This window comes from Candidatus Saccharibacteria bacterium (assembly GCA_016700375.1).
Lineage (GTDB): Bacteria > Patescibacteriota > Saccharimonadia > Saccharimonadales > UBA4665 > JAGXIT01.
In genome coordinates this window covers 749,243-770,744 of the sequence record CP065016.1, presented here as the reverse complement: position 1 = coordinate 770,744, position 21,502 = coordinate 749,243, and the positions used below count along the sequence as shown (strand labels likewise).

Here is a 21,502-nt window from a genome sequence, read left to right as displayed (position 1 = left end):
AACAGTAGGTTGAGCAACCGGGCAATACCCCTTATACTACAGCGTATGAAACACGAGTTGGAGCAGACTGTATCGGCCGTAGTAAAGGAATTTTTTGCGGTTGATGTGACTGTGGAGTTAACGCGGCCAGAAGCGCACCATGGCGACTACGCGACGAACGTTGCTTTGCAGCTGAGTAAGCAGGTCGGCAAAAACCCCCGCGAGATTGGTGAAGCATTGGCCGAAAAGCTTCGGGGCGATGAACGACTTGCAGTCGTAGAAGTGGCTGGCCCCGGGTTTTTGAATCTACGCCTAACCGACCAAGTGTTAGCAGAAAGCCTACATCAGCCCCAGGCGCGACCACTACAGGGGCAAACGATAGTTACTGAATATTCAGACCCGAACCCGTTCAAGGTGCTGCACGCGGGGCACTTTTATACCAGTGTAGTGGGCGATGCCATCTCGAACATTTTGCAGACAAGCGGGGCGCAAGTGCATCGAGTGAACTTTGGCGGTGATGTGGGACTGCATGTCGGCAAGACCATGTGGGCGATTGTGCGTGAGCTTGGCGGGGAGCATCCGGAAAAACTGGCCGATATTCCAGAGGCAGAGCGTTCGGAGTGGATGGCACGTTGCTATGTGGCCGGGACGAACGCCTACGAAGATGATGAGAGCGCCCGGGGTGAAATCATTGCCTTGAACAAGCGTGTCTACCAGCTGCACAGCGACAGTGACCACGACTCGCCATTTGCACAAGTGTATTGGACGTGCCGACAGTGGAGCTACGACTATTTCGATGCATTTTACCAGCAAATTGGCAGTGGGTTTGAACGGTACTACCCAGAAAGCCAAACAGCTGGCGTTGGGCTGGCGGTGGTGAAGGAACAGCTTGTAAAGGGTGTTTTTGCAGAATCGGACGGAGCGGTCATATTCGACGGTGAGAAGTTTGGCCTGCACACGCGGGTATTCGTGAACAGTGAGGGGTTGCCGACATACGAAGCGAAAGACGTTGGCCTCAGCATGAAAAAGTGGGAAGACTACCATTTTGATAGCTCGGTTATCATCACGGGCAACGACATTGTTGAGTACATGAAGGTGGTATTGAAAGCCATAGAGCAATTTGAACCCAATCTTGCACAGCGAACTCGGCACATTACGCATGGCAACGTGAAGCTAGCGGGCGGGGTGAAAATGAGCAGCCGCAAGGGTAACTTCCTGCGAGCGGTCGATGTCATAGACGAAGCGGCCGCGGCAAACCGTGAAGCGACCGGCCAGGAAAACGTATCAACTGTACTCGCTGCCATAAAGTACTCGTTCCTAAAGAACCGCATCGGCGGAGATATCATCTTCGACCCCAAAGAATCGGTCGCGCTTGAAGGCAATAGCGGCCCGTATTTGCAGTATGCCCATGCCCGGGCCAGGAGTATCCTGGGCAAACACCAAACACCAAGCACCAATGACCAAACAAATTCCAAATCCGAAATTCCAAAGGAGCTGCAGCTTGGAGAGCGATTGCTGGTGCGCAAACTCACTGAATACCCTGAAGTCATTAAAAAAGCTACCACCGAACTCATGCCACACCACATTTGTACCTATCTGTACGAACTGGCACAAGAGTTTAACCGTTTTTACGAAAAAAACCGTGTCATTGGCGACGACCGAGAGGCTCTGCGGCTTGGTTTGGTCGAAACCTATGCCGATACGCTGAAAACAGGTCTAGAACTCCTCGGCATCCATGCCCCAGAGAGGATGTAAATGTACCCAGAGCCTGAGCAGCAGCTGACGTACCAGACAGTAGACGCCGCGTACTTTTTTACCCATGCCCTCGACCCGCTTAGTAATTGGTCGGCGCACGCGGTGGAGCTGTGGGGGCAGGTGTTTCCGACTGTGGAACATGGATTTCAGTGGCGGAAGTTTGCGCAGAGTGAGCCAGATATTGCCAGCGCGATACTCCGGGCACCAAGCCCCTGGGCGGTCATTCAGCTTAAGAAAACAATTGGCGATGGCAAGATGCCGGTGGATTGGCATGAACGCCGAGTGGGTGTCATGGAAGAACTGCTGCGCGCCAAAGCGGCTCAACATGAAGATGTTCGGGATTGTTTACGTAAGACAGGCAGCCGGAACATTGTGGAAAATTCACCGGTCGATACCTTTTGGGGTTGCGGCCCTCGCGGTGACGGCCAAAACATGATGGGTGTACTATGGATGAAGACAAGAGAGGAGTTACCATGAAAGAAAAGACTAGGCGTACCAAAGACTCAATAGCGACCATACTGGACGAACCCGATGAGGTTGTGAAGCGGCAGGTTGGCGGGTTTGTGCATTTTATGCGCGAAAAAGCTGTGGTGGGGCTGGCGGTCGGCTTTATAGTCGGTCAGCAGGCCCAGGGGCTTATAAAACAGCTGGTGGACAGTTTCATAAACCCGTGGCTGACGATTATTGTTGGTTCAAAACTTCAGGAACGCGTGTCTTATGTGGGCGGTGAACCATTTGCATGGGGAAAGTTTGTCTATGTGTTTATAAATTTTATGTTCGTCCTTTTGGCTATATATATTCTGATAAAACTGTTTAAGCTTGATAAGCTTGATTTGCCGAAAGAAGTGAAAGCGAAGAAGTAAATATGCCATCCCAAGTGAATCCAAGTCTGTCTGACGAACAGAAAAGGGTGCTTTTCGAGAGGGCTACTGAAGTGCCTGGCAGTGGTGAGTTACTAGAGGAATCGCGCGACGGCATGTACGCGTGCGCAAACTGCGGGGCAAAATTATTTATGAGTGACGCTAAGTACAAATCAACCACGCCAGGACTTGTTGGCTGGCCAAGCTTTGCCGAGGCGGCGAATAACGATGCGCTTGTACTCACACCCGACAATTCGCTTGGCATGATGCGTACGGAGGTGACGTGTGCCAACTGCGGCGGCCACCTTGGCCATCTTTTTACTGGTGTTGATGACCACCCGTCGGGGAATCACTACTGTATAAACTCACGTGCGTTATCGTTTAATCAAGGAAAAAAGGAGAAGTAAATGCACATTTATCTTGATTCTGAAGATCTAGTGATTGAACCTCAAGGGATTGAGCAGTTGTGGTCACTCAGTCGTGGGTTGCGCGTTCCACGTTTGGCGGTCACACACGCCGATTGGCAGGAGCACGCTGTTATGGCCGGGCGAGACATTGGTATGCGATTTGGCACCGGATTCCCTGGCGTGCTGGCGGCGGGATGGTTCTACAGTAAATCCTTTGGCAAATCTTACCTGTTTTTGCGCCGTCCTACTTACCGTTGGAAGAAAATGCAGATAGAAGCGGACCACGTCGTCACGCTCCGACTCCGCAACTTCACCTGCGATACCATCCGCTTAACCATTGCCGACAAATCCCTGGCCAACACCATCCTCCACTGGGCAAAGAACTAACCCAACATAGGGAGTTCAGCGTCAAGGATTGACTTGAAGTTGAAGTTCATGTTAAACTTTAACTTATGACAACAATTACGGCAGTTGAACTACGAAAAAACATGGGCGAGATTTTTCGCCGCGTGGAAAAGGGTGAGGTATTTCGGGTCACGTACCGTGATAAGATTGCAACTGTTTTATCTTCTCCCAAAAAAGTGGCGAAAAAACATCGTATGGCAGGCCTCGATGCTCTCGATAGCTCTCCACGTACACCGTACTTTGACTCTACTAAACCGCTCAAAGACCTTTACCAAGAGTCGCTGGGCGAGAAATACGGTAGGTATATGTAGTGTCACGGGTGTGTTTTGACGCAAACGTGTTGCTCGAGACGGTGCTCGTACGAAGCGGCAAACGAGCAGCTGACCAAGTATTGCATGCGGCGGCCGGCGAGGCATCTGTCTCGGCACTGACGGGGCACCTCCTGTTCCATTTTGGCCGCCGCGAGCGCCCGCTAGACCGGTTGCAGGTATTTTTGGATGAATTTGAGATTTTGGCGCTCCAGGCTGGTGATTTTGAATGGGCATACCATAATGTGCAAAAAAGCGATTTTGAGGACGCGCTACAGGTGTCGGTAGCTCTCCGTGCGGGCTGTGAGGTGTTTTATACGTTTGACCGTAACCTATACGCCGCCTACAAACATCTCCCGAAACTCACCATAAAACTGCTCACATAACCTGCGTTAGGGTCCAACCCTGACGCACCCGGATATGAGCGAAATGAGCCGAAGGTGAACGAGCCGATAGGCGAGCTTTAGGGCAGGTGGAGAGTCCTTTCGGATTTATTCTGAAAAGGCGAGGAGGTGAGAATCGCCGGTGGTGAGTCGCAAGGCAACCTTCCGGGGCAAGCTATGATTGCCTCAGTGAAGTTGCGGGGTCGCAGGAGGTGACAAGATTCCTCCTAAGTATTCAGCACTCTTCGTGGTGTTTGTTGCCCCAGGTGGCCATGGCGGTCAGTACGGGAATAAGGTCATGGCCTTTGTCTGTAAGGGTGTAGACAGTGCGGGGAGGAACTTCGGCAAATGTTTGTTTGGTGATTACACCCGATTTTTCAAGTGCTTCAAGTCGCTGACACAAGGTTCGGGGGTTTACGCCAGATACTGACTTTTCAAGCTGACTAAATCGTTTTGGGCCAGAATATAGGTCGCGGATAATGAGGGCAGTCCATTTCTGGCCGACGACGCGGAGAGCCGAGGCGATACAGCCAATTTGGGGTTCAATGGGGGCAGAAGATTTCATGGTATATGTTCCTTTCCGATCAGTAGGAGACCCTTCGGCTTCACTACGCTACGCTCAGGGTAAAGTATCGTTCTTAAAAACGATACTTTACTTTGTATAGTTACAAATGTATACTTACTATATAAAGTATATCATAAGGAGGGAAGAGTATGAAACTAGGTATTATCATTGGCTCTGTACGGCAGGGGCGCGTGAGTGGCAAATATGCAAAATGGGTTGCAAATGAGGCGGCAAAGCTGACTGGCGTCGAAATCACTACCATTGACTTGCTTGATTACAAACTACCTATGTTCGACGAAGCAATTTCTCCCCAGTACAACCCAAGCCGCGTTGTTGAGGGTGATGTGAAGAGGTTTCTGGAAACGCTTGGTGCTCAAGATGCATACATAGTTGTGACGCCCGAGTACAACCGTTCAATCTCTGGCGTACTCAAGAACGCGTTTGATTACGTGGCCTTCGAGCTTGCCAAAAAACCGGTGGCCATAGCGACGCATGGTTCAGCTAATGGCGCCCAGGCAGTTGCGCAATTACGGGGTATCGTTCCAGGTATGCAGGCAGTTACAACACCGACTTTCATTGGTTTGCCGTACATGGAAATGCAAAACTTCACTGACGAGGGTGAATATAAGAGCGATATGGCTGAAATGTTTACTGGCCTGCTGGGCAACGTACTTACCGAGCTCAAATGGTACGGTGAGGCGTTGGCTGCAGCCCGGAAGTAAATCTCACAATGCGCGGGTTCGTCCGCGCCCCACGACTTCCTTTTTTGGTGGCAAAAAAGGAAGCGAAAAAAGCCAGGCACATCTCCGACCTCTCGGCAGCTGTTGTGACAGACTACAACGCAAAAACACTGCTGCGTCGCATTTTTGCAGCTGTTGTAGCAAGTCACAACAGCTGGACCGGGATGTCTCCGTAGTGCCAGCTCTAGCTGTATCGCTAGCGCGATGGTTGCTATAGCGGCCTTTGGCCGCGCCCTTATCTCTTATCTCATATCTCTTAACTCTTTAGCTCTTGCTATACTGTATGCATGAAAATAGTGGTGTTTGGGGCGGCTGGGAGAGTTGGTTCGAAAGTAGTTGAGCTGCTGCTGGCCGAGGGTCATGAAGTTGTGGCCTGTGTGCACTCGAACGACCCATTTGAATCGCAGCCAAACCTTCGGGTGGTGAAGCTTGACGTGCACAATGCGGTGAAGGTCGCCGAAGTTATTTCGGGCTCCCAGGTGGTTTTGTCTGCGGTGAGCAACTGGGGGAACAAGGCCGGCGATGTGCTGACTGCTGCAATGCGAGCGGTGGTACCGGCCATGAAACGGGCCGGTGTACGGCGGATTATTTCACTGACGGGCAACGCTGCGTTTACGCCAGACGACAAACCTACGGCTATCCAGCGGGCAAATAGAACTATGCTGCAAAAACTTGCACCGAAAGTACTGGAGGACGGGGAAAAACATATGGCGGTGTTGCGGAATTCAGGGTTAGATTGGACCGTGCTTCGTTCGCCGGTTATGAATGAGCTGGGCGGGCAGGGGTATGTGCTGCGCGAAAAGCTTTCGGGGCCAACAGCGACCATCCAACGGCAGGCGGTAGCGCAGGCTATGCTTGACCAACTATCAGACACAGAGTGGCTGCAAAAAACTCCCGTTATTTGGCGCGGATAGAATGTTTTGCTACATGCGGGTTTTGCCGCAAAAATGACTGTAAAACGGGAAGGCCGGAATGTTTGAGTATATTTACAGTGTTACGTCGGTCAGGTTGTCATCGCCCAGGAGTTGAGTAAGTAGGGGCAGGTTTATGGTGTAGAGCTTGCTTTTTTCCAGTACGGCTTTTTTGGCTTTGAGTTTTGCAAGCTCTATACTGACGGTTTCGCGTGACATGGTGCATAGGTTGGCAAGATCTTGCTGGGTCAGCTTCATATCTATACGGTAGAAACCTTTGCCAGCGAGCGGTAGCCCGAAGCGCAACGTCAGGTAGCGAAGGGCGTGGCCAAGTTTGTCATAGGCGGTAGCCTGGCCAAGAGCGTTGACGTGTAGTAGAGCACCGACGTAGCGTTTGCTTTCTGCGTCGTGAGAGTCTGGTTGACTGGCCTGGAGTTCACGGAAAGCATCGCCGCGGTGCGTTTGCAAAGTACAATCGGTGAGAGCCTCGTAGTAAAACAGTGTTGCTGGTGCGGTTTCGTAGGCGGTCTCTACAGGAAAGTAGTCGCCAGGGCCGTAAAGAGCCACATTTACTTCATTGCCGCTGCCGAGAATAGTGTAGGCGCGGACTATGCCGCTGGTAATAACATGTACGCCGTACACGGCCTCACCCTGATACACAACAATCTGCTCTTTACGAATAGTCTTCTCGCGCATGGTAGGGATATTGTGGGGTTCAGGTGCTTAGGAGTCAAGCGTATTCTGAATAATCCGGACGAGTTCGGGCGGCGTTGCCCAGGCCTTGAGCATGTAGCGGGTGGCACCAAGCTCCATGACCTCCTCGATTTCTTTTTTGGAATCGAGGTTGCTGAAAACAATGATAGGTATAGCTGAATTGTTCTCGAACTGCTGCAGGAACTCGCGCCCACCCATAATGGGCATGAGGAGGTCGAGGAGAATGATGTCTGGGGTAAAATCTTTCACGACATCCAGGGCCTCACGACCATTAAAGGCTGTCTGTACATCGTAGCCGTTTTTGGTGAGCATTATGGAAAAAGCGTCGCTTAGGGCGGCGTCATCTTCGACGAGCAATACTTTTTTGGCACTCATTATCCTGCCAGTATAGTCCGCACGGCGTAGGTTATTCTGTGAGCTGGATAACATTATGCTCAGTTTTGGTGTAGATAGGCAGCGTTAGTGTAAAGCTTGCACCATGTTGACCATTGGACTGCACGGTAATGTCTCCGCCGTGGGCAAGGGCAAATCGGCGTGCGAGGTACAGGCCCAGGCCGCTACCACCTTCTTTGGTTGAAAGTTCGTTGGGGATACGGCTGAATTTTTTGAACAGTTTTTCGTAATCAGACTCGGCAATCCCCACGCCGCTGTCACTCACGACAAGCTGTGCTAGGTTGTCCTGCTCGGTCAGTTTTACGTGTATGGAACCTTTTTCAAATGAATATTTCACCGCGTTACTCAGGAGGTTTTCGATAATCATGCGCACAAATCGTTCGTCTGCTAGGACTGGTAATTCTTTTGGGATAGTCTTTTTAACAGTGATGGATTTCGCCTGATAGGTTTGAGCCATACTGTCTATGATGTCACGCGTGACACCAGCAAGGTTAAAACTACTAGGCTGCACAATAAGCTGGTTTGCGTCAGCCTTGGCGACGTACAGAAGCTGGTCGATGATTTCGAGCTGGCGGTCGTTCGACTGGTAGGCTTTGTGTGCTATAGCAGCTTGCTCCTTGTTGAGCTCACCAAAGTAACCTTGCTCGAGCATGCCGACGTACTGGCGGACACTGCTGGCAGGGGTGCGTAATTGGTGCGAGGCGAGGGCGAGCAGCTCATCCCGGGTGCGTTGTAGCTCTAGGTCGTGTTGTGATTTCACCTGGCCAATACGAAGCTTCAGCAATGTAAAAACAAGGCCGCCCAGCAATATGCTGGCACTGACACCCCCAACAAACATAGTCACCGTGCCCGCACTACTACCCAGTAATGTCTTTGGAATGTGCAGCGTCAGTTGCCACATGCGGTTACTTGATTTGAGTTTCCCGCTCAAATCGTCGCCTTTAGAATTCTTACCACCGGGGACCTGGTAGTTCGAGAGCGGAGCGGGAATAGTGCCCGTAGCATCGGTGAGCTCGTAGGAAATTCCGAGCTTGCTGAGCTCAGTATTTTTTTCGGCCATCATATCTTGGATGCGAAACGCGAGATAAACATAGCCAACGAGGTTTTGCCGCCGGTCTTCTATTGATTCAGGGACGAGTGCAGCGCGGTAGACAGGATAATAAAGTAGTACGCTTTTTGGTTTTTCTTTGGTGGTGCTACCATCGTCTTGCTTGAGCACGACTGGACCGGTCAGCCCGAACGAAGCTTTGTCGCGCGCAGCTGTCATGGCTTGGCGCCTTGTTGGTTCGGTAAACATGTCGTAGCCAAAGGCCTTCCGGTTGACATCATCAAATGGTTCTATGTACGTAATGGCGGTGTATTCCGAGCGTTCACCCACTGGCGTTATGCGGTAGTCTGGAAAGCCCTCAGAACGTACGGCTTCAACATGACTGTCGAGGGCGCCGGATGGGATATATGTGGCGTACCCGACGCCAAGAATTTCCGGAAAAGCAGTGGCTACTCGGCTGGTTTTGAAAAATGTAGCCCAATCATCGCGGCTAATGGCCTCGCTACCTTTAACATTCACGGCCGTTGCGCCAGAGAGCAGAATTTGGCTGTAGTTTGCGAGCTTGCCGTTTATGTAATTGGCAGATGCGCGGTATTGCTGCTGTTTTATCTGCTGGTATTTGGTGGCTTGCTCTGACTGAGTACTGTGTATATAGAGGTAAGTCGAGAGAATACCGACAGCTGCAAGCAGTATAGAAACAATGGCCGCAGCCGTTGTAACGTCACGGGGAGAACCTTTAGTTACTGGATGTAAAAATCGATTTTTCATATGCTTCTGACTCTACTCTAACAGATTGTTCTTGTAGGCAGTGTGAGCTGGGTAACATTTTTTTGGTCGGCCGGCTCATAGTTTGAAATGCGTCCCCGGCCTACTATGAGGTCATTCCTCCGCAGCACATTCACAAATAAGCTTCCACGAAAAACTCAGGCGAACCGGGTTTGGACGACTTCACTACCGTACACATTCATGACTACATGAACAGCAACTCTCGTTAAACGAGAATAAATGAAAGGATTACCTATGAAACAACCAGAACTCGAACTGCGTATAAATAAATTTTTGACCAGAAAATCACGAGAATTCCCCGAACTGTTCGACGAGCGGTAAATAACCGAAACGGCAGCAGCAAATACAACGACCGACATGGTCACCTGACTGCCCAACTACGTTTCTGCCGCTCTCGAAAAGAGGGTTACTCAAGTACTACTAACTACTAACTACTAACTACTGTCTTCGGACAAGGAGAATTACTATGAATATTATTGTTTGGATTATTTTCGGCGCATTGGCCGGTTGGATTGCCTCACTTATTGCTGGAACAGAAGCTCGCCAGGGCGCGGTTGCCAATGTGGTTGTCGGAATTGTCGGCGCATTTGCGGGCGGCTTTCTGATGCAGCTTATAGGCAAAAGTGGCGTTACCGGGTTCAACCTGTATAGTCTGCTTGTTGCTGTCTTGGGCTCAGTTGTTCTGCTCTGGGTATACAAAATGGTAACGCGCCGGGCCTAATCGGCCGAAAGAAATCGAACTATGAAAGTTAAGCAATTTCTATCAGGCACATTCACACTTATTTTGTGGGCAGTCGGCATAGAAGGCGTCGCTTTCTTTGACGATTTGTTCTTCCACCAGCAGGCGACCAACCGATTTTGGGATACCACGTACAACTGGTATCCCCTTATCGGCGGCGTAATTGCAGCGGCAATGCTGCTGAGCGCACTGCGGGTATATGTCCCGATGCGTCGCCCTAAAACGTACCGACTGCCCGAATATGCTCCGGCGTATCAGCAGATTCGGTCGTAAACACTTGCGAGACCTGGCCATTCGCTGAATGGCCAGGCATTCATTACTACTATAACTAAAGGAAAAACTATGGTTCAAGAATCACAAGTTAATGTTACAAGAGAAAACGGACTCGATGACGACGGTAATGTCGTGCAGTCTCAGCGTGTTGTTCGCCGCGAAGAACACACCGCCAGCCCGTCGGGCGTGGCAGCAAATGTTATTTGGCTGGTTTACGGCATTGTTGCTGGCTTGCACGTCATACGGTTTTTACTTTCACTGCTCGGCGCCAACAGCGCCAATGCGTTTGCAAACTTCGTCTACACAGTGACGAACCCGTTCGTTTCCCCGTTCCGTTCGCTCTTTAGCGTCGATACCACCGTGGGTAATGGGACCGGCCGTTTTGAAATAGAAACGTTGGTTGCACTCGTCGTCTACGGCCTCATCACCTGGGTGCTGATACGTACGGTGCGCATACGTAAGGATGTTGCCTAAGCAGTTGTCGCCGCGCAATCAATAAAACCGTCCATTATGGGCGGTTTTTCTATATGCTCTTATGACGCGTGATTGAACTTTCTGTATATACCCGAAACGCCACAGCTTTCCGATTTTTCACCCATTCTTTCCTGCCAAAACCGTGCCTACCCTCCTCACCATATCCAGATATAATTCGTCGGGTATGCATGGTTTTGATCCTGGAAATCTATGGCTGAAAATTTCGGAAAGCCACGGCGTTTGGGTATACTACTAAGCAATGCGTGAGATAGATAAATCAGTTCTGCCAACGCGGTTGCTGTGGGTTGACCTGGAAATGACGGGGTTGGATGCAACGCAAGACGTTATTTTGGAAGTAGCAGCGGAGGTGACAGGCTTTGAGCTGAACACGCTGGCGAGCTATGAAGCAATTGTGGCGCAGCCGGCCGGTATTGTCGTTGAGCGAATGCAAAAAAACGCGTGGTGGCAGGGGTATCCAGAAAACCGTGATGAATTTGTGCGCAAAACATCGGATTCTGCTACGGCGAAGCCAAGTTTTGTCGTGGAGCAAGAACTACTCGCACTCGTCGAGCAGCATTTTGGGAGCGAACCAGCGGTGTTGGCGGGGAACAGTATATATAACGACCGCAAATTCGTTGCGCGCTACTGGCCGAAGCTTGACCTGAAGCTGCACTACCGTATGCTGGATGTGAGCGCCTGGAAGGTGTTTATGCAGGGCGCGTACGGGGTGAATTTTGAAAAAAAGGAAGTGCACCGTGCTTTCGATGACATCCAGGCCAGCATAGCCGAGCTGCAGCACTATCTAGAATGGTTTGCAAAGCAAAGCCATGACTCATGAACCCGGCATAAAAGCTGTTATTTTTGATCTGGATGGGACGGTTATAGATACGTTTGAGCATATTGTGCAAGCGTTTGAGCTAGTGCTGCCGAAGTTTGGTGTGCAAAAAACGCGTGAAGATATACGCGCGGTCATCGGCAAAACGCTCGAGGAATGTTACCGCGAATTTCTGCCAGAAGCGGTTGCGTATAGCGCGGCCGAGCTCCATCACGAAACCCAGCAATCACCAGAGATGTATGAGCTTATAACGGTCTATGAATCGCTCCGGCAAGTAGTAGATGCGCTTCATGAGCAGCAGCGCAAGGCGGCTGTCTTGACCAACCGAAGCCGCCGCTCAGTTGACCTCATATTTGCACACACTGGCCTCGCTGATACATTTGATGCGGTTGTGACGGTAGATGAAAGCGGCGCGCCAAAGCCAGATTCAGCCGGTATCTATATACTTGGGAAGCGACTTGGCATAGAAGCGAGTGCTATGGTCATGGTCGGTGATACGGCCATAGACGTGGTGACTGCTGAACATGCTGGTATGGCAGGGAGCGTTGGGTTGACGCATGGCTTTGGTTTGCGGCGCGAGCTCGAAGAGGCAGGGGCAGATTACGTCATAGATTCGCTCGCAGAACTGCCGGGCGTTGTGGAGAGGCTGAATAATGGCGAAGATTAAAGCCGTACTTTTTGACCTGGATGGGACGCTGCGGGATACGAAAGACATCATTATAGATGCGTATATGCACGCGGTGGAGGTGCATAATGGGCGGCGCCCGAGTCTGCAGGAGCTGCAGCCACACATCCACCATCATTCTGAGGTGTACAAAGCGCTTTCGGCGCACGTTGCGTATGAGCCATGGCTCGAAACGTACCGTACAAAACTCAGTACTGCCTGGATGGAGGCGCCGTTTTTCGAACACGCCGAAAAAAGCCTAGCAGAACTAAAAATGGCTGGCTTAAGACTGGCGGTTGTGACCTCAGCGGAGTATGAACGCACAATTGAGTACCTCAGCTATCGGAACATAGACCAATATTTTGAAGTAGTTGTGGCGATGCGCGACGGTTTTCGACCGAAACCAGCGCCGGACATGATGCTTGAAGCGCTCCGCCAGCTAGATTGTGCGCCTGAAGAAACAGTTGCCATTGGCGATATGATTACCGATGTTCAGGCGGCGCATGCAGCGGGTATCAGGTGCATAGGCATCACGCACAGGTTTGCGAGCCGCAAAGAGCTTGAGATGGCCGGGGCAGATGAAATTATCGATTCGCTCGCGCCGTTCCCTGGAAAAATACAGCAAATGAAGTGAAAATACGCTACAATGACCTCTGATATGAATCATAATGAAGTTGAAGAGTACATCTTAAGCATGCCAAACAGTTTTCTGGATTATCCATTTGGCGAAGGCGTGGCTGTCTACAAAGTTGGTAACCCGCAGAAGCCAACGGAAGGGAAAATGTTTGCGCTTGTGGCCGAAGGAAAAGACCCGCTAAACCTCAGTCTCAAATGCGACCCGCAGCTGGCCGTTGTCCTGCGTGAAAAATACGAAACAGTTTTACCAGGCTATCACCTGAACAAAAAACACTGGAACACGCTCATCTTGAGCGGTCAATTGGGCCAAGACGACGTCAAAGACCTTATTCGGCACAGCCACCAATTGGTATCGGCCAAGTCTGGCAGTGATTAGGCAGAGACATTGTCTGCTTGGATAATCAGGGTCTTCCCAGCACTAAAATTCGCGTCGAGTATTTTTTTGAGGTTTGCACTACTCGTTTGTTTGTACGTTTCCTTCAACTGGTCTAGATAATCTTGCAGCAGAGTAGAGAGTACTTTCTTAACAGCGCTGTCATAGGTGCTCGTTGCTTTTGCATTTTCAAGGAGCTTATCGGTAGTAGCGTCTTGTTTAAGACTGAGCTGCTTTGGGTCAATCTTTGTTCCAGCTTTTGTGGCGTATCCCTGTAATTGTTGCTGACTCGTGCTGACGCTGAGGTTTACGGTGTAGGCGAACCCTTTGGTGGTTTCGCTTTGGGCAGCTTGTTGGGCCTGCGTGGAAACGCGGATGATTTCTTGCTGCTGCTGGATTAAACCCAGCAGGGATTCACCAGAGGTACCTTTCGGCAAAAACTGCGTCAGAACGAGGCCGACAATCAGCAGAATGCCCCCAATGAGGCCTATTCCCAGCAGTAGTCTCATGGGCCCGCTTGCACTTGCTGCAGTTGGTTTCTTCTGGTTAGCATTTGGGTTCAAAATAAAGTCGTATGGGTTTGTGCTCACTGGGGTCGCAGAAGAAGCCTGTTGTACGTCTGGTTGCGGACTTGGCACGGGTGCCTGCTGCGGAGTCGCGGGTAGCTGGCCATAATTCGGTTCGTTCGGATTCATTATGCTTATGGTACGGGAGTTCAGAGACAAGAGTCAAGCGGTACATGCTTTTGCTTGCTAGTTAGTACTTGTTAATTGATACTTAACTATGTATGGATGCGAAGGAAGAGGTTCGGGAGCGGCTGGCTATAGAGGACGTGATAGGCGAATACGTTCAGCTGAAGCGTGCTGGGCGCACCTGGAAGGGGCTCAGTCCTTTTGGTTCCGAAAAAACGCCCAGTTTTGTAGTGAGTCCCGATAAGCAGATTTGGCACGATTTTTCCTCTGGGCGCGGTGGCGACATTTTTAGCTTTATTCAGGAAATGGAAGGCGTGGATTTTAAGGGTGCGCTCGAAATTCTTGCTCGTCGGGCTGGCGTCGACCTTGAGCAGTACCGCCAGAGTGGTGCGCAAGGCCCGACCTCGCAGACGAAGGAGCGGCTGTATGAGGTTAGTGAGCTCGCCTGCAAGTTTTATCAGACACAGTTTAGTCAGAATAAGACGGCGCTTGCGTACGTGCTTGGGCAGCGGGAATTCACGAAAGAAACGGCGCTTGCGTGGCGACTCGGCTACTCACCGAATAACGGGAGCGCTCTTCTCGATTTTCTTCGCGGGAAGGGATTTGATGAAAAAGAGATTCAGCTAGCCGGCCTAACAAGCAAATCGTACCGCGGTGTCTTGCAAGATATGTTCCGTGGACGGCTGATGATACCGCTATGTGACCCGCAGGGGAGGGTGATTGGTTTTACGGCACGACTACTTGACGATGACCCAAATGCACCGAAATATATAAATACCCCCGGCACGCCACTGTACGACAAAAGCCGTCATGTGTTTGGGCTGCACCTCGCCAAAGACGCTATACGCAAGACAAAATATGTGGTTCTGGCAGAAGGCAACCTCGATGTTATTGCGAGTCACCAGGCTGGCGTTCGCCAAGTGGTCGCTACAGCCGGAACGGCACTCACCGAGCCAAACTTGAAGGCACTTAGTCGTCTAACGGGCGATATTCGCCTTTGTTTTGACGCCGATAAAGCAGGTATAGCCGCTACCGAACGAGCCATACCTATTGCTGGGAAAGTCGGTGGTTTGCAACTAAGTGTTATAAGCATACCGACCGGAAAAGACCCAGATGAACTCATAAAACAGGATGTTGCCGCGTGGCAAGCGGCCATAGAGCAGCCCCAGTACGCGCTGGATTGGCTTATAGACCGCTACCGCGCCATGCTCGATTTGTCGACGGCGCTCGGTAAACGTGAACTGAGCGACGTGGTACTTAGAGTTGTGCGGCAGTTGCCCGACAGCGTCGAGCAAGACCACTATGTTGGGCGGCTTGCTGAGCTGCTGAGTGTCAGCAAAGACGCGCTGGCGACGAAGCTGACTGGTGCGCCCAGCGAGACAGCGCCTCTTCGTCGTCGACCATCCCAGGTGAAGGCCACCTCTGTCGAAAAGGCCATCCTAGACAAAGTGAAGGTGGAAGAACGGCTGATTGCACTGGCGCTTATGAAGCCGAGCCTCCGGCATGTACTGTATCCGCTTGACCCAGATATGTTTACAGACGACGACGCTCGCCACGCCTTTGAGTTTCTGGCTGAGCACCCGGATTTTGACGGCAGCGACCAAGAAGAAGTGCAACAGATTGCAGAGTATGCTAAAATATTGTCATTAGTCTATGAGACGCTGTATCAGGATGTCGAGCCTCTCGAGCTTCGAAGTGAAGCGAAACGTTTGCAGGCTACGCTGATACACCAATATGTTCGAATGCAAAAACAAACGCTGAGCGCAGCGCTACAAACAGCGACACCAGAGGAAGCGACACAGCTGCTGGAGCAGGTTCGCGGCCTCGACCAATTATTACGAATAGAACAAGGAGACGATAGTGGCACCGAAGCAGGATGATAAATCGAAGTTAGAGCAAGCCAAAGCTGGCCTGCTAGAAAAAGCTAAAGCGGCCGGTAGTATAGACGCGAAAGATATTTCGGCGGTTATACCAGATGTGCCAGATAACGTGGAGCTGCTGGACTCGCTCTACACCGAACTCACCGAGGCGGGCGTAGACGTGATAACGCCAGAGGAGCCAGCACCGTCTGACCTAAGCGACGAGTGGCTTATAGACGAAGAAGAAGAGATTGTTCTCGAGGACCAAACGTATTTAGATGACATTGCAGACGACTCTGTACGCTTGTACCTGCGTGAAATCGGCAAAATACCGCTGCTCAATGCCGAGGAAGAGCTAGCGCTTGCGAACCGTGTGGTGGCGGGAGACAAAGAGGCGAAAGACCAGATGGCAGAGGCAAATATGCGCCTGGTGGTTTCGATTGCCAAGCGCTACGTTGGGCGCGGGTTGGACCTGCTGGATCTCATTCAGGAAGGGAATACCGGTTTGCTGCGAGCGGTTGAAAAGTTTGACCCAGATAAAGGCTTCAAATTTAGCACCTATGCAACGTGGTGGATTCGCCAGGCAATTACCCGGGCTATTGCCGACCAAGCACGTACCATTCGCATACCTGTTCACATGGTAGAAACTATTAACAAGCTACTGCGCACCCAGCGTCGCCTCACACAGGAATACAACCGCGAACCGACCAATGCCGAGATAGCGCGGGAAATGGAAATTGACGAGGCAAAAGTAGAGCATATTATGAAAATCAAGCAGGATATTTCCAGTCTTGATGCAAGCATACGCGATGACGAAGAGGAGTCGGTACTGGCCGACTTTATCGAAGACGAAGACACAATTACCCCAGAAGAGTCTGCCACCGGCCAGCTACTGAAAGAACAAGTAAAAGATATGCTTAGCGCGCTTACTGACCGCGAGCAGAAAATACTAAAACTTCGCTTCGGGCTGGAAGACGGCAAACAGCACACACTCGAAGAAGTAGGCCAAGAGTTTAGCGTTACCCGCGAACGTATTCGTCAAATAGAAGCCAAAGCGCTCGCGAAACTGCGCAAGCACAAAGACGCCCGCAAACTCCACGACTACATTAAGTAGATTTTTGCTTATATAAGAATAAAGTGATATAATACACCAACATATGCGTTTAACTGAGAGTGTATTTACTGATGGCGTTGACTTTCCCGAGGCCGGTTTCCACGGGCTTATTCTCGATTTTGATGACACCATAACATCGCCACTTATTACAAAGGGCAAGCAGAAAGGCCAAAGAATTCACGATATATCCCGAATATTAGCGGCACGGGAGATTGGTATTGAGATGGGGAACGAAACCCTTATTGGCTTAACTCCTGAACAGAGTGAGGAATCATACCTTAAAGCCGCCGAGCCAACACTAGAAGGTTCGATAGCGTACCTCCTTCACAAGGCAGGTGTGTTTAGGAGCCATAAGGACTATGATGCATCAAATGAGTGGCTTGTGAAGATAGTAGACAAGCGCACAGAACTACACACAAAATTACTTAAGACACACGTAGAGCTTAATCCTGGTGCAAGGGAACTGATGCAGTTTGGTTATGAGAGACTACCGCACGGTCTAGCAATTGCAAGCATGGCTCAATCTGGTGATATCGCTATTGTTCTTGAGAGGTTCGGTCTCGATGTGTATATGCCTGAAGATAGAATTGTTGCGCGCGAGCTTGTTAGTAAGCCAAAACCTAACCGCGAGGTGTTTGATACGGCATATCACAGGCTTCAAATTCCTTCGTCTGGTAATGCAAAACAAGATGCCCGAGAGCGATTGCGCACGGTCGCGGTTGATGATTCTCGTGGTGGAGTTATCGCAGCAAGCAAATCAGGTGAATTTGCCATAGGGCTAACTTCAAATATGTCACCAGATGGTTTTAAGGGCGCACCGGCAAAGATTATTGTGCCAGATTTGCGAACCATTAAGGCTATTATGGAACGACGGGTCGCTGCCTAGCTCTCTGTATTCGCCAACAAGTCAGTGTTAACAGGCTAACGAAAAACAAACGGGAAATTCAGGATGTCTGCGGATTGGCGCTTTTTTATCGACGCTATTATATTTATGCATATGTAATCTGCTACACTTTGTGTAGAAGGAGATTGCTATGAAACTTGTTGGGGCATCGTTGGTTACATTGGGGCTGATATTTTCATTTGTGTTCTTTATAGTCATGCTGGTTTTACTCCAGACGGACTCGGTGAATCTATGGTTGGCCATGGGTCTGACGGTGGTTTTCAACTTTCTCATGTGGCTGGTGGGGCCCTGGGTAACTGACTGGATAAACAAGTTTTTCTACAAAGTGCGGTTTATGAGCCCCGAAGAAGTTGCAGCTGAGCACCCTGAGGTAGCCGAACTCATTGCATCGGTCGCGGCGCAGTATAACTTTAAGCACCCGAAGGTCGGCATTATCCCAGATAACAACCCGACAGCATTTTGCTATGGGAGTGGCCGGTACAACTCTCGCCTCATCGTCACCCAGGGGCTGTTTAAGTACCTCAACACCGGAGAACAGCGGGCCGTTGTGGGTCACGAAATGGGGCATATTGTGAACCGCGACTTCATAGTAATGATGATAGCGAGTACGCTCGTGCAGCTGTTGTACGAGATGTACTTTTGGCTTTCACGCAGCAAGGGCGACCGCAAAAGCAACCTGGCCGCCATCGGTTTTATTGCATACATTCTTTATATCATTGCATCATACCTGCTTCTTTTCTTGAGCCGGACACGCGAGTTGCTGGCAGACAAGTTCGGTGCCCAGGTCGCTGAGCCGGAAGACCTGAGTAACGCGCTTATAAAAATCGCCTACGGCATAGTCAGCGAAGAAGATACGGGCGCAACGAATCGTTTGCTTCATAGCACGCGCCACATGGGGTTGGTAGACGTCAAAGATGCCAAGCATACGGGAGGTGTTTCGTATATTACAAACAACGACAGGCATGCGGTGACCGAAGCAATGCTATTCGATGCGTACAGCCCGTGGGCGAAACTGATAGAGCTAAACTCGACTCATCCCCTCACGGGGCGTCGTGTGCAGCATTTGAGTAAAATGCCAAGCAAGTCTGGGAGAATCTTTAGCTACGATGTCGAGGCTGCAGCGAGTCGCGTCATGCTCGACAAGAGTCGGCTGTGGTCGGTGCTGTGGAGCGATCTTGGTATTATGCTACTGCCGTACGCGGCCGGGATAGGCGCGGGTTTCTCGACACGGAATTTTGGTGTCGGGCTCGCCGTATTTGGTGCTGGGCTGATTGCAAAAACACTATACCGCTACCCATCGGCGCAGCCAGTACAAACGACTGTACTAGACGAAATGCGTAACCCATACGCCTCGCCACTGCGCGGTAAAGCAGTAGCCCTCACAGGTGCGCCTGTTGGGCGTGGTGTGCCTGGCTATGTTTTTGGCGAAGACCTGATGTTTCAGGACAAAACTGGTTTGATTTTTATGGATTATCACTCGGTTTTTAGCTTCTTTGGCAACTTGTTTTTTGCCCTGAAAAAGGTGAAGAAACTGCTTGGGCAGCAAGCAGCGGCCAGTGGCTGGTTTTACCGCAGTATTGCCTCGGCACTCGTGCTGCAACGTATGGAAATACAGGGGCAAAAACCTATAAAAAGCTACCGCCGCGCGTGGTCGTTCGTGTGGGCGGTGTTACTCATCGCTATCGGCGGGCTTGTTGCGTTTGCACAAGCCAAAGCAACTAGCTCACTCTGATGTCTGACATGCTTCCGTTCCAGCCGCTTGGCGCTATTTTTGACATAGACGACACGCTTCTCGACAACTACCCGAAGACTCATAACCTTGGCCTGCACGAATATGCACGGCTACTTGCCCTGCGTGAAGTTGGTGAGAAGTACGGTATTCGTGAGCTGGCTGAAACGACAGAGGAACATAACAAGCACGTCATACAGCGCGCTCGTGAGCATAGTATAGAGGGTGGCATATGGCAGCTGTTTTATGAGCTTGGCCTGGTTCAATCACCGGTTATTGACCACAAACATGCCCTGCTCCAGGAAATTGCGCAGCGTAAACACGAACTATACGAGCCGGTTTTACATGAGTTTGGAGCGCCGCTGCCGATGGCGGTGGAGTTTGTGAAGGCAGTGTATGTGCTGACGGACGGCGCAATTGCTATAGCCAGTGGCGCGCAGCGGGCAGACGTATGGGCATTTCTGCGAATGACTAAGCTCGATACGTTGTTTACAGAACACCGGGTTATTACCAGACAGGATTTCGTGCATGCCAAACCAGACCCCGAGTCTTTTGAATCAGCGTTCGACACGCTCGGTTTGGCAGATGAAAACAGGCTGCAGGTACTGGCGTTCGAAGATGACCCGAAAGGCATTGCATCTGCCAAACAAGCTGGCTTGTACGCGTGCGGCATTACCTCGCGGTTCGCTCCCGAGGGCCTAGCGACTGCTGATTATCAGCCCGATATAATCCGTGATTCTTACGTTGATTTTGCCGCTGTCCTCGGGATTAACTTGTAGTGCTATTTCGTCTGGGATGCGAAATTAACAGAGAATAGTTTTACCTCGTTCCACTTTTCCTAGGCAAGACTGTGCGCACGGAGAATGGCTTCGAGCTGAGCGTATGTTTCCTCGGGAGAGGAATCGTTGATGACGGTATGGTCGGCATTTGCAATGGGGCCGCCCTTATCGCTATTTTCTATTTCGGCGTATTCGCGTGCGGTGGCCTCCTCTTCATTTAGCGGCCGAACGGGGCGGTTACGCAGACGTTCGTGTCGTGTCTGGCGCGCGCTCGCCACGGCGATAATGACAGCATTTTTGCCGTACCGCTCCTTGAACACTTTGTATTCTGCCCAGCTATATATACCGTCGGCTATAACAGTACGTGCACCCTCGCTCACTAGCGCGTCTATTTTGGGCAATATGCGCTTGGCCATGACGTCCATGCCCTCGTTTGTGCGGAGTTCTTCGCGCACCATCTTTTCATTTGCTTCATTGACCTCTAGGCCGCGGCGCTTAACTTCATCTACGGTAATTCCGCCCAGGTATACGCTTGGCCAGCCCTTTTGCTCGAGATATGCAACACACAGACCTTTACCAGCACCTGGCATACCCACGAGGGCAATAATTGTTACATCTTTCATACCAGTATTTTAGCACTAGGGAGTCATAACGACGATCCGTTCGGTAATATATTTATTCAATATTGACTTTGTACGCTGTTGAACTTATGCTTAGAACGTATCGAAACAATCAATACCGAGAGGAGAAAATAATGTTTATTAAATTGAACCAAAAAGGTTTCAGCCACCATTTGGTAATCCCAATAATTGCTGTGTTTGTTGTCGGTGGGATAGGTACTTACTTGGCAATGAAAAGTAGTGCCTACAGCTACATGAGCGGCTCTACACCGTATACATGTAATCAGGATCCAACACCAACTCTTCGATATAGGAGTACAGGGAACTGCGTGAAGGCGCTGCAATATGCGCTGAATCAGTGGATATCATACCAGAGTATCCCAATCTCAAAGCTGGTAATTGATGGTAGTTTCGGGGGAAAGACGCTAGATGCGGTAAAGCGGTTCCAGGAACGTCAGGGTCTAAATCCCGATGGAGTTGTCGGCGACAAAACATGGGCTAAGCTTGCCAGTGGCTGCGGAATTCGCTACTCCTGCTCTAAATAGTCCGACGTGTTA

The 21,502-nt window shown here is 50.6% G+C and carries 29 protein-coding genes; 23 read left to right on the top strand and 6 right to left on the bottom strand.

Annotation, left to right across the window (positions count from 1 at the left end; genetic code table 11):
* Positions 1–45: 45 nt before the first annotated feature.
* The 7 genes from argS (at position 46) to IPP75_04025 (ending at position 4,100) form a co-directional block, all read left to right on the top strand.
* Positions 46–1,734: an arginine--tRNA ligase gene (gene argS / locus IPP75_04055; protein ID QQS69070.1), complete on the top strand. Its 1,689-nt coding sequence runs from the start codon at positions 46–48 to the stop codon at positions 1,732–1,734.
* The gene (locus tag IPP75_04050; GenBank protein QQS69069.1) at positions 1,735–2,211 is read left to right on the top strand and encodes an NADAR family protein; all 477 of its coding nucleotides are present in this window, start codon (positions 1,735–1,737) and stop codon (positions 2,209–2,211) included.
* Complete coding sequence (locus tag IPP75_04045; GenBank protein QQS69068.1) at positions 2,208–2,597, top strand: MscL family protein; 390 nt, start codon at positions 2,208–2,210, stop codon at positions 2,595–2,597. The genes IPP75_04050 and IPP75_04045 overlap by 4 nt, the downstream gene beginning before the upstream one ends.
* Positions 2,598–2,599: 2 nt before the next feature.
* Positions 2,600–3,001, top strand: a complete 402-nt coding sequence (gene msrB / locus IPP75_04040) for a peptide-methionine (R)-S-oxide reductase MsrB (protein ID QQS69067.1) — start codon at positions 2,600–2,602, stop codon at positions 2,999–3,001.
* A gap of 30 nt (positions 3,002–3,031) precedes the next feature.
* Positions 3,032–3,388 (top strand): hypothetical protein, encoded by a 357-nt coding sequence (locus IPP75_04035; protein ID QQS69066.1) that lies wholly within the window; start codon positions 3,032–3,034, stop codon positions 3,386–3,388.
* Between the two features lie 65 nt (positions 3,389–3,453).
* Complete coding sequence (locus IPP75_04030) at positions 3,454–3,717, top strand: hypothetical protein (GenBank protein QQS69065.1); 264 nt, start codon at positions 3,454–3,456, stop codon at positions 3,715–3,717.
* On the top strand, positions 3,717–4,100 hold the full coding sequence (locus IPP75_04025; protein QQS69064.1) for a PIN domain-containing protein: 384 nt from the start codon (positions 3,717–3,719) through the stop codon (positions 4,098–4,100). Before IPP75_04030 ends, IPP75_04025 begins: the two co-directional genes overlap by 1 nt.
* A 232-nt stretch (positions 4,101–4,332) precedes the next feature.
* Here the strand turns inward: IPP75_04025 and IPP75_04020 are convergent, their stop codons facing one another.
* A complete protein-coding gene (locus IPP75_04020) occupies positions 4,333–4,662 on the bottom strand; it encodes a helix-turn-helix transcriptional regulator (GenBank protein QQS69063.1) in 330 nt (109 codons plus the stop codon).
* 149 nt (positions 4,663–4,811) lie between these two features.
* Between IPP75_04020 and IPP75_04015 the strand changes: the two genes are divergently transcribed.
* From IPP75_04015 to IPP75_04005, 3 genes are all read left to right on the top strand, one after another.
* The gene (locus IPP75_04015) at positions 4,812–5,384 is read left to right on the top strand and encodes an NAD(P)H-dependent oxidoreductase (GenBank protein ID QQS69062.1); all 573 of its coding nucleotides are present in this window, start codon (positions 4,812–4,814) and stop codon (positions 5,382–5,384) included.
* 8 nt (positions 5,385–5,392) lie between these two features.
* The gene (locus tag IPP75_04010) at positions 5,393–5,578 is read left to right on the top strand and encodes a hypothetical protein (GenBank protein QQS69061.1); all 186 of its coding nucleotides are present in this window, start codon (positions 5,393–5,395) and stop codon (positions 5,576–5,578) included.
* Positions 5,579–5,689: 111 nt separating this feature from the next.
* Positions 5,690–6,316 (top strand): NAD(P)H-binding protein, encoded by a 627-nt coding sequence (locus IPP75_04005; GenBank protein ID QQS69060.1) that lies wholly within the window; start codon positions 5,690–5,692, stop codon positions 6,314–6,316.
* Between the two features lie 72 nt (positions 6,317–6,388).
* On the opposite strand, the gene IPP75_04000 is transcribed toward IPP75_04005, so the two are convergent.
* The 3 genes from IPP75_04000 to IPP75_03990 are packed head-to-tail and all read right to left on the bottom strand — an operon-like array spanning position 6,389 to position 9,236.
* The gene (locus IPP75_04000; protein ID QQS69059.1) at positions 6,389–7,009 is read right to left on the bottom strand and encodes a Crp/Fnr family transcriptional regulator; all 621 of its coding nucleotides are present in this window, start codon (positions 7,007–7,009) and stop codon (positions 6,389–6,391) included.
* Positions 7,010–7,036: 27 nt separating this feature from the next.
* Positions 7,037–7,402 (bottom strand): response regulator, encoded by a 366-nt coding sequence (locus IPP75_03995; GenBank protein QQS69058.1) that lies wholly within the window; start codon positions 7,400–7,402, stop codon positions 7,037–7,039.
* 31 nt (positions 7,403–7,433) lie between these two features.
* Positions 7,434–9,236 (bottom strand): CHASE domain-containing protein, encoded by a 1,803-nt coding sequence (locus IPP75_03990; GenBank protein ID QQS69057.1) that lies wholly within the window; start codon positions 9,234–9,236, stop codon positions 7,434–7,436.
* A 484-nt stretch (positions 9,237–9,720) separates the two neighbouring features.
* On the opposite strand from IPP75_03990, the gene IPP75_03985 reads away from it, so the two are divergent.
* The 7 genes from IPP75_03985 (at position 9,721) to IPP75_03955 (ending at position 13,251) form a co-directional block, all read left to right on the top strand.
* A complete protein-coding gene (locus tag IPP75_03985) occupies positions 9,721–9,975 on the top strand; it encodes a GlsB/YeaQ/YmgE family stress response membrane protein (protein ID QQS69056.1) in 255 nt (84 codons plus the stop codon).
* Between the two features lie 21 nt (positions 9,976–9,996).
* The gene (locus tag IPP75_03980) at positions 9,997–10,266 is read left to right on the top strand and encodes a hypothetical protein (GenBank protein QQS69055.1); all 270 of its coding nucleotides are present in this window, start codon (positions 9,997–9,999) and stop codon (positions 10,264–10,266) included.
* A gap of 69 nt (positions 10,267–10,335) precedes the next feature.
* A complete protein-coding gene (locus IPP75_03975; protein ID QQS69054.1) occupies positions 10,336–10,740 on the top strand; it encodes a YggT family protein in 405 nt (134 codons plus the stop codon).
* 259 nt (positions 10,741–10,999) lie between these two features.
* Complete coding sequence (orn, locus tag IPP75_03970) at positions 11,000–11,578, top strand: oligoribonuclease (GenBank protein QQS69053.1); 579 nt, start codon at positions 11,000–11,002, stop codon at positions 11,576–11,578.
* On the top strand, positions 11,568–12,242 hold the full coding sequence (locus IPP75_03965) for an HAD family hydrolase (protein QQS69052.1): 675 nt from the start codon (positions 11,568–11,570) through the stop codon (positions 12,240–12,242). The genes orn and IPP75_03965 overlap by 11 nt, the downstream gene beginning before the upstream one ends.
* The gene (locus IPP75_03960) at positions 12,229–12,873 is read left to right on the top strand and encodes an HAD family hydrolase (GenBank protein ID QQS69051.1); all 645 of its coding nucleotides are present in this window, start codon (positions 12,229–12,231) and stop codon (positions 12,871–12,873) included. Before IPP75_03965 ends, IPP75_03960 begins: the two co-directional genes overlap by 14 nt.
* A gap of 24 nt (positions 12,874–12,897) precedes the next feature.
* Complete coding sequence (locus tag IPP75_03955; GenBank protein ID QQS69050.1) at positions 12,898–13,251, top strand: MmcQ/YjbR family DNA-binding protein; 354 nt, start codon at positions 12,898–12,900, stop codon at positions 13,249–13,251.
* Here the strand turns inward: IPP75_03955 and IPP75_03950 are convergent.
* Complete coding sequence (locus tag IPP75_03950) at positions 13,248–13,943, bottom strand: hypothetical protein (protein QQS69049.1); 696 nt, start codon at positions 13,941–13,943, stop codon at positions 13,248–13,250. The genes IPP75_03955 and IPP75_03950 overlap by 4 nt on opposite strands.
* Before the next feature lie 92 nt (positions 13,944–14,035).
* On the opposite strand from IPP75_03950, the gene IPP75_03945 reads away from it, so the two are divergent.
* The 5 genes from IPP75_03945 (at position 14,036) to IPP75_03925 (ending at position 20,325) form a co-directional block, all read left to right on the top strand.
* Entirely contained in the window at positions 14,036–15,820 is a 1,785-nt protein-coding gene (locus IPP75_03945) for a DNA primase (protein QQS69048.1), read from the top strand.
* A complete protein-coding gene (gene rpoD / locus IPP75_03940) occupies positions 15,801–16,913 on the top strand; it encodes an RNA polymerase sigma factor RpoD (GenBank protein ID QQS69047.1) in 1,113 nt (370 codons plus the stop codon). The genes IPP75_03945 and rpoD overlap by 20 nt, the downstream gene beginning before the upstream one ends.
* A gap of 43 nt (positions 16,914–16,956) precedes the next feature.
* Entirely contained in the window at positions 16,957–17,799 is an 843-nt protein-coding gene (locus IPP75_03935) for an HAD hydrolase-like protein (protein ID QQS69046.1), read from the top strand.
* Positions 17,800–17,947: 148 nt separating this feature from the next.
* The gene (locus tag IPP75_03930) at positions 17,948–19,549 is read left to right on the top strand and encodes a M48 family metalloprotease (protein ID QQS69045.1); all 1,602 of its coding nucleotides are present in this window, start codon (positions 17,948–17,950) and stop codon (positions 19,547–19,549) included.
* A complete protein-coding gene (locus IPP75_03925; GenBank protein QQS69044.1) occupies positions 19,549–20,325 on the top strand; it encodes an HAD family phosphatase in 777 nt (258 codons plus the stop codon). Before IPP75_03930 ends, IPP75_03925 begins: the two co-directional genes overlap by 1 nt.
* A gap of 59 nt (positions 20,326–20,384) precedes the next feature.
* On the opposite strand, the gene IPP75_03920 is transcribed toward IPP75_03925, so the two are convergent.
* Entirely contained in the window at positions 20,385–20,948 is a 564-nt protein-coding gene (locus tag IPP75_03920; protein ID QQS69043.1) for an AAA family ATPase, read from the bottom strand.
* A gap of 131 nt (positions 20,949–21,079) precedes the next feature.
* Between IPP75_03920 and IPP75_03915 the strand changes: the two genes are divergently transcribed.
* The gene (locus IPP75_03915; GenBank protein QQS69042.1) at positions 21,080–21,490 is read left to right on the top strand and encodes a peptidoglycan-binding protein; all 411 of its coding nucleotides are present in this window, start codon (positions 21,080–21,082) and stop codon (positions 21,488–21,490) included.
* Positions 21,491–21,502 lie beyond the last annotated feature (12 nt).

Excerpts from the sequence above, each read along its gene's own strand:
- IPP75_04005 (QQS69060.1), top strand. The coding sequence starts at position 5,690 with ATGAAAATAGTGGTGTTTGGGGCGGCTGGGAGAGTTGGTTCGAAAGTA.
- IPP75_04050 (QQS69069.1), top strand. The coding sequence starts at position 1,735 with ATGTACCCAGAGCCTGAGCAGCAGCTGACGTACCAGACAGTAGACGCC.
- IPP75_03930 (QQS69045.1), top strand. The coding sequence starts at position 17,948 with ATGAAACTTGTTGGGGCATCGTTGGTTACATTGGGGCTGATATTTTCA.
- IPP75_04015 (QQS69062.1), top strand. The coding sequence starts at position 4,812 with ATGAAACTAGGTATTATCATTGGCTCTGTACGGCAGGGGCGCGTGAGT.
- IPP75_04020 (QQS69063.1), bottom strand. The coding sequence starts at position 4,662 with ATGAAATCTTCTGCCCCCATTGAACCCCAAATTGGCTGTATCGCCTCG.
- IPP75_03990 (QQS69057.1), bottom strand. The coding sequence starts at position 9,236 with ATGAAAAATCGATTTTTACATCCAGTAACTAAAGGTTCTCCCCGTGAC.
- msrB (QQS69067.1), top strand. The coding sequence starts at position 2,600 with ATGCCATCCCAAGTGAATCCAAGTCTGTCTGACGAACAGAAAAGGGTG.
- IPP75_03965 (QQS69052.1), top strand. The coding sequence starts at position 11,568 with ATGACTCATGAACCCGGCATAAAAGCTGTTATTTTTGATCTGGATGGG.
- IPP75_03945 (QQS69048.1), top strand. The coding sequence starts at position 14,036 with ATGGATGCGAAGGAAGAGGTTCGGGAGCGGCTGGCTATAGAGGACGTG.
- IPP75_03960 (QQS69051.1), top strand. The coding sequence starts at position 12,229 with ATGGCGAAGATTAAAGCCGTACTTTTTGACCTGGATGGGACGCTGCGG.
- IPP75_03975 (QQS69054.1), top strand. The coding sequence starts at position 10,336 with ATGGTTCAAGAATCACAAGTTAATGTTACAAGAGAAAACGGACTCGAT.
- argS (QQS69070.1), top strand. The coding sequence starts at position 46 with ATGAAACACGAGTTGGAGCAGACTGTATCGGCCGTAGTAAAGGAATTT.
- IPP75_04045 (QQS69068.1), top strand. The coding sequence starts at position 2,208 with ATGAAAGAAAAGACTAGGCGTACCAAAGACTCAATAGCGACCATACTG.
- IPP75_04030 (QQS69065.1), top strand. The coding sequence starts at position 3,454 with ATGACAACAATTACGGCAGTTGAACTACGAAAAAACATGGGCGAGATT.
- IPP75_03995 (QQS69058.1), bottom strand. The coding sequence starts at position 7,402 with ATGAGTGCCAAAAAAGTATTGCTCGTCGAAGATGACGCCGCCCTAAGC.
- IPP75_03985 (QQS69056.1), top strand. The coding sequence starts at position 9,721 with ATGAATATTATTGTTTGGATTATTTTCGGCGCATTGGCCGGTTGGATT.
- IPP75_03955 (QQS69050.1), top strand. The coding sequence starts at position 12,898 with ATGAATCATAATGAAGTTGAAGAGTACATCTTAAGCATGCCAAACAGT.
- orn (QQS69053.1), top strand. The coding sequence starts at position 11,000 with ATGCGTGAGATAGATAAATCAGTTCTGCCAACGCGGTTGCTGTGGGTT.
- IPP75_03980 (QQS69055.1), top strand. The coding sequence starts at position 9,997 with ATGAAAGTTAAGCAATTTCTATCAGGCACATTCACACTTATTTTGTGG.
- IPP75_03925 (QQS69044.1), top strand. The coding sequence starts at position 19,549 with ATGTCTGACATGCTTCCGTTCCAGCCGCTTGGCGCTATTTTTGACATA.
- IPP75_04010 (QQS69061.1), top strand. The coding sequence starts at position 5,393 with ATGCGCGGGTTCGTCCGCGCCCCACGACTTCCTTTTTTGGTGGCAAAA.
- IPP75_03915 (QQS69042.1), top strand. The coding sequence starts at position 21,080 with ATGTTTATTAAATTGAACCAAAAAGGTTTCAGCCACCATTTGGTAATC.
- IPP75_03935 (QQS69046.1), top strand. The coding sequence starts at position 16,957 with ATGCGTTTAACTGAGAGTGTATTTACTGATGGCGTTGACTTTCCCGAG.
- IPP75_03950 (QQS69049.1), bottom strand. The coding sequence starts at position 13,943 with ATGAATCCGAACGAACCGAATTATGGCCAGCTACCCGCGACTCCGCAG.
- IPP75_04000 (QQS69059.1), bottom strand. The coding sequence starts at position 7,009 with ATGCGCGAGAAGACTATTCGTAAAGAGCAGATTGTTGTGTATCAGGGT.
- IPP75_03920 (QQS69043.1), bottom strand. The coding sequence starts at position 20,948 with ATGAAAGATGTAACAATTATTGCCCTCGTGGGTATGCCAGGTGCTGGT.